Annotated in this window: 9 protein-coding genes and 1 CRISPR repeat array; all 9 genes read right to left on the bottom strand. The window is 41.1% G+C overall.

Annotated features, from left to right (window positions below):
• Positions 1-49: 49 nt before the first annotated feature.
• Positions 50-867: direct repeats of the CRISPR family, unit length 32 nt; unit sequence GTTTCAATCCACACACCCACGTAGGGTGTGAC.
• A 165-nt stretch (positions 868-1,032) separates the two neighbouring features.
• The 9 genes from cas2 to hisS all read right to left on the bottom strand — a co-directional run bounded on the left by cas2 (position 1,033) and on the right by hisS (position 11,105).
• The gene (cas2, locus tag AB5935_RS12115; protein ID WP_007843546.1) at positions 1,033-1,323 is read right to left on the bottom strand and encodes a CRISPR-associated endonuclease Cas2; all 291 of its coding nucleotides are present in this window, start codon (positions 1,321-1,323) and stop codon (positions 1,033-1,035) included.
• A 9-nt stretch (positions 1,324-1,332) separates the two neighbouring features.
• Positions 1,333-2,355, bottom strand: a complete 1,023-nt coding sequence (cas1c, locus tag AB5935_RS12110; RefSeq protein ID WP_007843548.1) for a type I-C CRISPR-associated endonuclease Cas1c — start codon at positions 2,353-2,355, stop codon at positions 1,333-1,335.
• Positions 2,352-3,017 (bottom strand): CRISPR-associated protein Cas4, encoded by a 666-nt coding sequence (cas4, locus tag AB5935_RS12105; protein WP_007843550.1) that lies wholly within the window; start codon positions 3,015-3,017, stop codon positions 2,352-2,354. Before cas4 ends, cas1c begins: the two co-directional genes overlap by 4 nt.
• Before the next feature lie 9 nt (positions 3,018-3,026).
• Entirely contained in the window at positions 3,027-3,878 is an 852-nt protein-coding gene (gene cas7c, locus AB5935_RS12100; protein WP_007843553.1) for a type I-C CRISPR-associated protein Cas7/Csd2, read from the bottom strand.
• Positions 3,879-3,899: 21 nt separating this feature from the next.
• Positions 3,900-5,621 carry a type I-C CRISPR-associated protein Cas8c/Csd1 gene (gene cas8c, locus AB5935_RS12095; RefSeq protein WP_007843554.1) on the bottom strand — a complete coding sequence of 574 codons (1,722 nt, stop codon included), beginning with the start codon at positions 5,619-5,621 and terminating at the stop codon, positions 3,900-3,902.
• Positions 5,618-6,310 (bottom strand): type I-C CRISPR-associated protein Cas5c, encoded by a 693-nt coding sequence (gene cas5c, locus AB5935_RS12090; RefSeq protein ID WP_007843556.1) that lies wholly within the window; start codon positions 6,308-6,310, stop codon positions 5,618-5,620. The genes cas8c and cas5c overlap by 4 nt, the downstream gene beginning before the upstream one ends.
• A gap of 1 nt (position 6,311) precedes the next feature.
• Entirely contained in the window at positions 6,312-7,172 is an 861-nt protein-coding gene (locus AB5935_RS12085; RefSeq protein WP_007843558.1) for a Bro-N domain-containing protein, read from the bottom strand.
• A gap of 10 nt (positions 7,173-7,182) precedes the next feature.
• Complete coding sequence (locus AB5935_RS12080; protein ID WP_007843560.1) at positions 7,183-9,408, bottom strand: CRISPR-associated helicase/endonuclease Cas3; 2,226 nt, start codon at positions 9,406-9,408, stop codon at positions 7,183-7,185.
• Positions 9,409-9,740: 332 nt separating this feature from the next.
• A complete protein-coding gene (gene hisS / locus AB5935_RS12075; protein ID WP_007843562.1) occupies positions 9,741-11,105 on the bottom strand; it encodes a histidine--tRNA ligase in 1,365 nt (454 codons plus the stop codon).
• Positions 11,106-11,128 lie beyond the last annotated feature (23 nt).

The raw sequence follows: 11,128 nt of genomic DNA, 5'->3' as shown, positions 1-11,128 counted from the left end.
CACGTAGGGTGTGACACAGTATCGATATTAGACTTCCATTGCCAATAACGTTTCAATCCACACACCCACGTAGGGTGTGACTTATGATAAGAATTTTGCGGAAATGGATATTGAGTTTCAATCCACACACCCACGTAGGGTGTGACACAGTATCGATATTAGACTTCCATTGCCAATAACGTTTCAATCCACACACCCACGTAGGGTGTGACTTTCTTCTCATATTCTATGCCTGTTTTAATGATGTTTCAATCCACACACCCACGTAGGGTGTGACTTACGATGATTTACGTTCTTATAGTCCCAGAGAGTTTCAATCCACACACCCACGTAGGGTGTGACATGCCAACACCGGAGGAACTTAGAGACATGAAGGTTTCAATCCACACACCCACGTAGGGTGTGACAGTACCATAATCAATAGCATTACGAAGACCATAGGTTTCAATCCACACACCCACGTAGGGTGTGACCCGGTTAAAGTTGAACTTAAAATAAAATGGTTATGTTTCAATCCACACACCCACGTAGGGTGTGACAGACGGGGCTGTGGTTGATTATTTACAGATTTTGTTTCAATCCACACACCCACGTAGGGTGTGACTTTAATGAGTTGGTTTCTACAGGGGCAAAGAAAAGTTTCAATCCACACACCCACGTAGGGTGTGACGACTCAGATATAAGCTTCTTAGCTTGAGCGAATGTTTCAATCCACACACCCACGTAGGGTGTGACCATAAGCCAGGTGCTTTTCCCATTGAGATTCAGAGTTTCAATCCACACACCCACGTAGGGTGTGACAATGTTATCCCCTCTTTCTTTGCTTGTCTTTCAAGTTTCAATCCACACACCCACGTAGGGTGTGACTCTATATCTAATAACATATTATAAATCAGCAAGTTTAATCCACTGTTATGCGAATCATCATTATTATTCAACTTCATAACGAAGAAATACTCTACAAATAATTTAATCTACTGATTATTAACACATGCGAAGATACTACTTTTTTTGTAACACACCACATTCGCATTATATTATAAGAGCCTCCTCAACTTTATAAGCCGTTTCAACACCTATTACTTCTACCCTCTTATTCTCATTTTTACTAAGAATATAAAAACGAACACTATCAAGAGACATATCAATAATATCCCTAACTCTCCCTTTTAAAAGAGAATATTGCGCTTCCGTCACTACACACTCAAAGACTGAGTTCTGCACCCTCTGTCCATAATCCAAACATGCCTTGGCCACACATCGTAAACGGTGAGCCCCCTCTTTGCTTGTAGTATCCACATCGTAAGTCACAAGAATGTACATAATTAAAAATCATTTTATAAGAAATACCGGATAATCGTCAATATCCTGCCTGATATATCTTGCCATTAACATAGCCTGCACATAAGGCAGAAGCCCTATTTCAACTTTTTCATTAAGATAAGGATGAATTATCACTTCCCTTTTCCTTGCCTGCCATGCAGTAATAAAAGTCTTTTTCCCTTTATCTGTCATAACAACCCCATTATCACCTTGGAACAAGAAGTCTTTTACTGAAATCTGTCTTTTATTAATCAACGACAAAATAAAACGGTCGCCAAGGTAAGCACGTAACTCTTCCATCATATCTAAAGCCAACGACGTGCGCCCTGGACGGAGTGTATGGAGAAACCCGACGTATGGATCAAGGCCAACAGTTTCGAGAGCGGCCGCAACATCATTGGCAATCAAGGTATATGCAAAAGACAACATGGCATTCACCGCATCCTTGGGAGGACGACGATTGCGACCATGAAATGGGAAATCAGTCTTCTGATTAAGTATCAAGATTGGCAATACCTCAAAATAGGCATTCGAAGCCATCCCCTCATAACCAATTAATTCCGTCTTATCTTGAGCCTTCAAAACATCACGTTTGGCACGTTCCAATACTTGCACCGCCCTATTAATGTCTTCATTCTCACCATAATCACGAATATATCTCCTCAATATATTGCGATAGTTTTGAATCTTACCACCAATCATCAACCGAACCACATGCAACGACCAAGATGCATCGTCCGACAATTGGTACTGCTTTTTGCGTAACAGAACATTTCCTTTCGTAACACCTTGAACCCTGCTGATGAATCTGCCTTGTGGAGAAAGAAATGTGAGTGATATACCATTGTCACTACACAATTTCATCACACCGGGACTTGCGCCCATATATCCGAACGTAACGATGCCTTCTATATTTATGACAGGAATACGAAACACCTCCTCCTGCTGAACAGATATAACGACATTCAGCCCATCCTTACTAAGATACGCTTCCGGTGTCGTCACATACAAAGTATTCAATAGTTTTCTCATAGATACAGATTTTTAGTAAGGTAATTATCTACCGAAGTACAATTATTTACCATTTCCGGCATGCAAATATCTTTCAGCGAGCACTTGTCACAATGTTTCCCATATTCAGCCTTCGGGATAACCGCTTTACTAAATATATCGTGCATATCCCGGGCACATTGTCTGACTATATCTCGCAGTTCCTCCGTTATATCCACATTAACCCGATGGCGAAGCTCCCCATAAAAGAAAGCGCCGTATGGTATATGGATAGCATACATTTCTTCTATGCACATAATTTGTGCTGCCAACTGCACTTCATCCACCTCGTTTCTTTTCGGTTTGCCATGCTTATACTCCACAGCAACCGGTTGCCATCGCCCCGGATAGTTGGGATGCAAGATAGTATTTTCAAGAGATGAGGAAGGAAACAACTCTATGGCATCAGAGATTCCATAGAGTCCAAGTTCACGCGAAGCGATATTCACCGCACGCAATGTTATCTGGTCACCACACTTCTGTCTATAAAACGGATCATCTACATGCTTGTGCAGAATCTGTCCTTCGATGGTGAGACGATTATCGCCCCATTGCTGCTCAATGTGTATCAAAGCCCATTGCCGGGGACAGAACCTAAAGTGCTGAATCCCCGACAACATGAGCATATCGTCTTCATTGTACATACGATGGAATTATATCAGTTCCTCAATAGTTACATTTGATGGAGCATTCTCCTTATCTATAGTAACTGAATAATCGATGAATGAGCGTGGTGCTCCATCGCAGACTTTCTCCACTTTTACCAATTCAAACAACTTGTTGGCGGGAGCATTACCCAATATGGAGTCATGCTTGAAGACTATCAGTTTTTGAGCACTCATCAATCCACGTGCCGCCGAACGATCCACATCGAACATATTCTTTAATGCGTTCCAAAATAGTTCAAGGTCTTCTTCAGAAAATCCTGTCTGTTGTGCCAAGTTGGCGGAGATGAAGCCGTGACAGACGTAGAGGCCATAAGGAATGGTGGCTTTACGTCCCATTGTACGATTGCCACCATCTTGTTTTTCTGCTTCTTTCTCTGTTGCTACTGCCATACGAGTAATAGAATGTTCCGCTACAGCAATTGGATCTATAGAACGAGCAAAGGTGAACTGGATAGGGCCACGAACTTGACCCGCATTTTTACCTGTTGACATAACTGCGCCGAATGTTCTGATATCAAAGTAATTATTACACATAAAACGACGTGCTGCTTCTATTTTGTCCTTTGCATTTTTTACTTCTGAATCATCATGTGCATTATCAATCAAAGTATTCAGGACTGCCTTCTCTTTGATAAATATATCAAAGCCATTCACAAGCCCTTTTGCTATTTGTACATAGTTACGAACCTTGCGTTTCAAACAGACATCCGTAACAAGTCCCATACCTGTTTCGGCATCCACACGTGGTAGATTACCCGCATCCGGATCACCATTTGGGTTACCATCTTTTACATCAAATATGTAAACGAAATCAATTCTATTCTTTAGTTCTGACATAACTTTATATTTTTAAAATTATTATTCCATTTCTTTATTTTCCTTGTTCATAAAAAGGTCTTGACGTTGATGATAATATCCCACAAAGAACCGTCCTTGATCTTGCAGGTTAAGATGTGGAGGAAATCCTTTTGCATCAAGTTTGGATATAATTTCCTGTTTCAGCTTCTCATAGAACACTTGTCCACCCGGATTCAACTTCTCTATATGATGAGTAGAAAGGTTGAGCACCGTGGCAAAAACCATGGAAGGAGTTGCTGATGCAGCATTCATATAGCGTTCTCGAATGGAATGAATACCATTGGCATCCTCCTGTATCTTGTCAAGTACGGCAAATAGCCTTCCACAAAGATACCCTTGATTTTGATTTTCTTTGTCTAACATAACATCTAATTTTTTATGGTTGTTATTTTCGTTTAGTCTGTTGAGATATGCCTTGATGATAGCAGCACGCACTATATTGACGGATTGTTCTGCACGTATGCGACGAATACATGCTTGAAAGAGAGAAGCCGGATACGGCAACCCTTGAAATATGCTTCTCACCACAGCATCAGGAAGGTTGGGAGTCGCATCACTTGACTTTCCTCCAAGAGTAACATTTCCAAGAATGGAATGCAGTCCCAAGTACGGCTTCTTATCTTTGCGAGTGTCCACCATCTCCATATCTGTAAAATGCTTACTTATCAAACCTGCAAACTCACGCAAAGGCATCTCATTCCAATATACTACCGCAATTCTTGCCGAATTAGGAGCCAAACCCAAAATGAAGAATTTGTCATCATCGTTTGCCGATAATTTTCCGTTATAGATAGACTGGAAAGTATCATATACTAACTTTATACGCCTGTTTGGGTCGTCATTTTCTTCTTCAATCCGCCCCAACAAAGAAAATAAACTATTCTCGGACTCTTTTGAAGCCTCGCTATTGGAGGAAGCCCAGAAAAGATAAGTACGTGAGCCCACCATAAACTTATTGTGAGAATCCGAACGCAGCAAATGATTCAATGCGGTTGTATATGCAAATTCAGCTTCTTCTGATATTGGAGCATTGTATCCTTTAGATTTCCCATACGAATCATACCCGGAATTAACTTGAAATGCAACCAGTTTGGCTGTTTCTTGGCTTCCAAGTATCTTTGTAGCAGTTGTAATCTCTACAACTTTTGAATATCTCCCTGTTATCAAACAAAGATTTCCTACCACGCCATGATTCTCTTCAAACAAATTTATCAATTCCGTTTTCGAAGCCACTATTTTCGTATCCCCTTCTATAAGGAAAGAAAAGGTAGAATATTTCTTATTAAGATTTTTGGCTATATCATCCCATAAAGAATCTTTCTGCATAGCCCCAACTATAATAGAAGGGTCTTGCTGATAAAATGCATAAACAGCTTTTATGTCCTCATTATCCGGAAAAGCATCATATATATCTTTTACTTTCGCCTTAAATACTTCAAAGTACTTACGTATCTTTTCCATATCCCCCTTATCGGAATAACCAAATACATATTTACAATTGTCATACAAATAGTTTGCAACAGGGGCACTTGACCGGCTAACACTTTTCTTAACAAGAAACTGCTGTGCCGACTTCTTATCTATGCGCCTGTCTTCAAAGCGCAGAAATTTTCCACATCTATCAATAACAATAATAAATCCAATCTCTTTGTATTCTAAACCAAAAGGGGCCACATCATCTCCACTTCGATGATAGTAATCATATAATGCTTTCAGTATCATCTCAACACCTCCTCACTATCTTTATCCGGTACAACAATCACTCCCTTTTTCATTTGGACTCTATAAAACATAGCATTCGGTTTTTGTGGATTTTCCTCAAAGTCCATATCATAAAGCATAATGCCGAAATCCCTGTCTTCGGCTAAGGGATTATCAAGATTATCAGTACTTTCAATATACTTCCAGTTTGCAGAAAACTCACGACATCCGAGATAGGGCTGCGTAAAACATTGCCCTTGTGATGCCCTGCGTTCGAACATCTGATAATACTTCATAGGATTCTCGTCAGCACTTGGCTGATGCTTGGCAAAAGCCTCTTTGGGACGGTCTTTTACCGGAATAAATACTAACTTAGCATAAATTCGGTAACGCACATCCAGCAGAAGCAAAGTGTTCTTCTGTTGGCGTGTCTTTCCATCATCTATATAAATTGGTTTCATGCTGGAATTTACCACCGCTCCAACTTCATTCCGTCTAATGGTAGCCCATTTTATAGGCCTGAGTACCTCAATCTTGGTTACCTGCCAACGCATGGCATAGCGTTTAAACAGTATCGCTTCAAAGATGGCGCGTGCCGCCGATGGCGTTATGACATCGTAACTCACACGCTCTACTTTCAATTCCGGACGAGTGAAACAAGCCCAATCGCCCCACACCTCCAAACAATATTCTTTATCTGTATATTCCATATCATTCATCGTTTTCCTTGTTTTCCAATAAATCTTCTGGCTTCTGACCTTCAAAAAACCTTTTTGCCGACAAGGGAGTTACCACTTCACGACCGGTTTTTTGCTCCAACTGTTCGCGTGCCACACGAGCCACATCACCACCATCAGCCGCACACTGCATATTTTCACCCAATGTCTGAGGATTTTTAGCTTTAGTAATACTTGTCGTAGAGAGTTCGGCCAGCATATTAAGAACCAATTCTTCATTGGTCATATTGTCCCGGAGATTTTCTTTCTTCAAGCCCTTGAACTGTTTGTACTCCTTTGCCGACTTTCCAGCCCATTGCTGATAGATAATGTCTGTAAGAGTAGCATATTGAACACCTTCCTCTACATTATGTAGTTTCCATTGATCTGTAAGATCTTTACGGATTTCAATGCTCTTCAAGCGTTGGTTTATCCAGTTGTCAGAGTAACCAAGTCGCTTGTAGTCCATCATAGCTTGCTCAATACTCAACTCAGGGTCTTGCATCTGATCAAGACGTTCGGATGCTACATGTGCCATCCATTGCTTGAACGGTTCTGCCTTGGGAGATGGGATAGACTGAATGATACGTAGTAGTTGTTCTGTATCAGCCACATCTGTAAGTCGCATCTTACCGTCTGCGGCTTTCATTTTCAAACCGTGACAATTTGTCACGGTTTCATTTCCCTCTTCTTTAAGTCTTTGCTTTAACTTACGCCAATAAGCAGTTGCATCAACACTGTCTGTTAAAACTGACACCACATCAACTATCGAAAAATACCATTTTTCCTTTTCATCATCCCACACGGTGCGGACTTTACGTTCTTCAAACAATTTCAATGTTTCTTTCTTTGTCATATCCGTTTCTTTATATCATTAATACTTCCTCCAGCCAATGGTTATCAAGACTGAGACCTGTGGCTTTATTATACTGAGACCTGTCTGCCAATACATATATTCCTTCCAATATTTCTTCGACAAGCCCATAGCCTTTCAGTTGCTTAAAATCATAGGAACGGATGCCTACAGTAAATTTCGCCAATTGCTTCACCAACGAGTAGGTACACCCCGATTCTTTCAACTGCTCTATAAGTTCCATGCTGTTTTCCCAATTTACGATAACATTTATACTTGTATCATCAATCAGGCGAAATTCTTTTGATGCAGTTTCAAAACATAACTCAGTAGGTTTGTAAAGCCAGTGCTTTATATCCTTTTCATCAAATGTTTGTTTTCTGCTATACAATTGACAAAAATACGCTTTCATGGTAGAAGGAGCAAACCAATCACTATCTTCCGGCAAATTCAACCGAGCATTGTTGGAGTCAGCCATTGAACCGAAGGGATTTCGCTTCTCTGCAGCCAGACTGAACACAAATGTATGTCCCATTGCACTTCGTCCTTCCCGATTGCACCGTCCCGCTGCTTGCAATACAGAATCGAGTCCTGCTTCTTGACGGAACACAACCGGAAAGTCTATATCCACACCAGCCTCCACAAGTTGGGTTGCAATGACCCTGACAATCGGCTGCAACCCATCCTTCAATAAAGTTTTTATTTTACCAATAGTTTCGTGTAAGTGGGCAGGGCACATCATTCTAGACAAATGCAATTTCACTCCGTCATTGGGCAAACGGTCATACAGCTCTTTGGCATCTTTACGAGTGTTCACTATGCACAACACCTTATTATATTCAGACACCTTTGCAGCTATCTCATCGTATGTTCTTCCTGTATCATCGATTGCCAACTTCACACGGCGAAGTTGGTCATGCAAAGCAAATTCTTCCGGAATAATTTCCTTGATATGTTCTATTCCCTTAAAATCAGCTTTAGGATTTGTTCCTTCTATCAGACCGCTCAATACCGGCTGACTTGCCGTGGTAAACAATACCGAAATCCCGAACATTTCCTGATACGCTTTCAGCGCATCGACTATCGGCTGCAAGAAGCCGGTTGGCAACATCTGAACCTCATCCAAAACAAGAATTGAATTTGCCATGTTGTGCAGTTTGCGGCAATCAGATGTTTTATTGCTAAACATAGATTCAAAAAGCTGTACATTGGTAGTGACAATAATGGGATAGTTCCAATTCTCTGTAGCCAATTTTGCTTTTTCCCTATTTTCCTCGTCCTTAATATCATCGGGGTCGAAATTACTATGATGCTCCAATACATTTTCTTCACCAAAGATTTCCTTCAAAAGCCCTGCCGTTTGCACAATGATACTGGTATATGGGATGGCGATGATGATACGATTCATTGAATGGCTTACAGCATGCTTCATGGCCCATAACAAAGAAGAAAGTGTTTTACCGCCTCCCGTCGGAACCGTAAGGCTATAAAATCCTTTTTCGCTTGAAGAAGTTCTACTGCATTGTTCTTTCACTTGCCGGCGGATGCGGTTCACTTTCGTATCGGCTGCATTCGATTGCAGTTTTTGCATATATACCTCCAGTTGTGGAAGCAAATCGACAAGCGTAGCCAAATTTCCCCGCTTCCGCCATGACTCTACATCCATAAACCGTTCTGTATCGAGTCGGTCGGCATCTACAAGACAGGAAAAAAGCATACGGGAAAGGTGATGAAAGTGTTTCCATTCAACCTTTGATTTAGAAAAAGGTGAATCAATAAATTCTTGGAATAATAAAGGTTTGTTTATGCTAATGTCACCCTCGTTTATTTCTTCGGACAATAGCCTCTCTTTCAATATGTTTTCCACATCCCCAAAATTATGTAACCCCGTGTGATGAGAAATAATTTGGTTTACAAGAAGATGGGAAACATCTTTTCCCATAAGTTCTTTTGCCAATATTCCACCCACAAAAGCATGGGTATGATCATCATAGCGCTTCTTGTCACTCGTAGGCAAACCATTCATCTTGCGTATGTATTGCTGGAATGCCGCCCGTTCCTTTCCTTTATCATGAAGTAGGCCGAGCGCACGCCCCCAAGAAGGAAGTCCGAACTGCCCGGCGAAGGATGCCGCCATATCAGCAACCCCCTTTTGATGTTCATCATTGGTTTGTATCATCCATTGACCATTCTCCCTATTTTGATACAAATGGGATATCAACTGCTTTTCATCTATCATCTGATTAAATTTATAAGGCTAGCATTTCACAAATATATATAATAATATCAGACCCTCGCAAAAGAAAATCATATTTCAGGTCAGCTTCATCAGTTTTCATCCTTAAAACAAGAAATACAATCAACAACGACAAGAACGGGCATTCCGCCTTGTCGACTCCACACAGGGAAAGGAGAACAAACCATTTCGGAGGGGAAAAAGAACTTCCGTCACCACATCTCACTGATTCTAAAGGAGATATAGTGACGGAAGAAAAAAAATAATCTGTTAATCCGCATAGATAATCACGGATGAATATACCGGACTATTCCGACAACATCCGCTTGATGAGATCAAGCTTTCACTACTGCCAACAACTCATCCGGTGTAACCAGTGACTGCTCGCCCGTAGTCATATTCTTCAAAGTCAGTTTCCCTTCGTTCATTTCATTTTCACCAACAATGGCAACAAAAGGAATCTGCTTGTCATTGGCATATCCCATCTGCTTCTTCATTTTAGCAGCATCCGGATAAATTTCGGCACGTACCCCTGTTTCACGGACTTTTGCCAGGATAGGCAGACAATAAGCAGCTTCTTTATCACCGAAGTTTACAAACAACAGTTCAGTTCCGTTCACCGCTTCTTTCGGGTACAAATCCAACTGATTCAACACATCAAAAATACGGTCGGCTCCGAAAGAGATACCTACACCAGACATACCGTCCATACCAAAGACACCGGTCAGGTTATCATAACGGCCGCCACCGCTGATACTGCCAATCTGTACATCCAAGGCTTTCACTTCAAAAATAGCGCCAGTATAATAATTCAAGCCACGAGCCAAAGTCAAATCCAGTTCCACTTCACTCTTCACACCCAGTGTAGATACGGTTTTTAATATGAATTCACTTTCTTCTACTCCCTTCATTCCCGTTTCACTGGCTGCAAGGACTGTTTTCAAAGTTTCCAATTTCTCTTCATTGCTTCCACTCAATAAAATAATCGGCTGCAATTTATCAATAGCCTCTTGAGGAATCCCTTTAGAAGCCAATTCCGCATTTACATTTTCCAAGCCTATCTTGTCCAGCTTATCAATAGCTACGGTGATATCCACAATTTTATCGGCCTCACCTATGATCTCGGCAATACCGGTCAATATCTTACGGTTATTGATTTTAATTGAAACGCGTACTCCGAATTTGCCAAATACCCGGTCTATCATCTGTACCAGCTCCACTTCATTCAATAAAGAATTACTGCCTACCACATCGGCATCACACTGATAGAATTCACGATAACGGCCCTTCTGAGGACGGTCCGCACGCCAAACCGGCTGAATTTGATAACGCTTGAAAGGGAAACTGATTTCGTCACGGTGCATGACCACGTAACGGGCGAACGGTACAGTGAGGTCATAGCGCAATCCCTTTTCACAGAATTTGCTCGCTAACTTTACCGCATTGCGGCTCAGCAATTCCTCATCGGTAATGCCGTTGAAATAATCACCTGAGTTCTGTATCTTAAACAATAACTTATCCCCTTCATCACCGTATTTTCCCATCAAGGTAGACAAATTCTCCATAGAAGGAGTTTCAATCTGCTGATAGCCGAAAAGATGAAATACATCACGAATCGTATTGAATATATAATTACGTTTCGCCATTTCCACCGGCGAAAAATCTCTCGTTCCTTTAGGTATACCTGGTTTTGCTGCCATAATGATTCTATTTAATTTATTTT

The sequence above is a fragment of the Phocaeicola sp. RTP21198st1_B8_RTP21198_201120 genome (genome assembly GCF_040929485.1).
In the GTDB taxonomy this organism is placed as follows: domain Bacteria; phylum Bacteroidota; class Bacteroidia; order Bacteroidales; family Bacteroidaceae; genus Phocaeicola; species Phocaeicola dorei.
Note: the sequence above shows the minus strand (reverse complement) of the source record. Positions and strands in the feature narration are given on the sequence as shown.

What these genes read in the sequence shown, in the direction of transcription:
- cas2 (WP_007843546.1), bottom strand. Translation starts at nt 1,323, where the DNA reads ATGTACATTCTTGTGACTTACGATGTGGATACTACAAGCAAAGAGGGG.
- cas1c (WP_007843548.1), bottom strand. Translation starts at nt 2,355, where the DNA reads ATGAGAAAACTATTGAATACTTTGTATGTGACGACACCGGAAGCGTAT.
- cas4 (WP_007843550.1), bottom strand. Translation starts at nt 3,017, where the DNA reads ATGTACAATGAAGACGATATGCTCATGTTGTCGGGGATTCAGCACTTT.
- cas7c (WP_007843553.1), bottom strand. Translation starts at nt 3,878, where the DNA reads ATGTCAGAACTAAAGAATAGAATTGATTTCGTTTACATATTTGATGTA.
- cas8c (WP_007843554.1), bottom strand. Translation starts at nt 5,621, where the DNA reads ATGATACTGAAAGCATTATATGATTACTATCATCGAAGTGGAGATGAT.
- cas5c (WP_007843556.1), bottom strand. Translation starts at nt 6,310, where the DNA reads ATGGAATATACAGATAAAGAATATTGTTTGGAGGTGTGGGGCGATTGG.
- AB5935_RS12085 (WP_007843558.1), bottom strand. Translation starts at nt 7,172, where the DNA reads ATGACAAAGAAAGAAACATTGAAATTGTTTGAAGAACGTAAAGTCCGC.
- AB5935_RS12080 (WP_007843560.1), bottom strand. Translation starts at nt 9,408, where the DNA reads ATGATAGATGAAAAGCAGTTGATATCCCATTTGTATCAAAATAGGGAG.
- hisS (WP_007843562.1), bottom strand. Translation starts at nt 11,105, where the DNA reads ATGGCAGCAAAACCAGGTATACCTAAAGGAACGAGAGATTTTTCGCCG.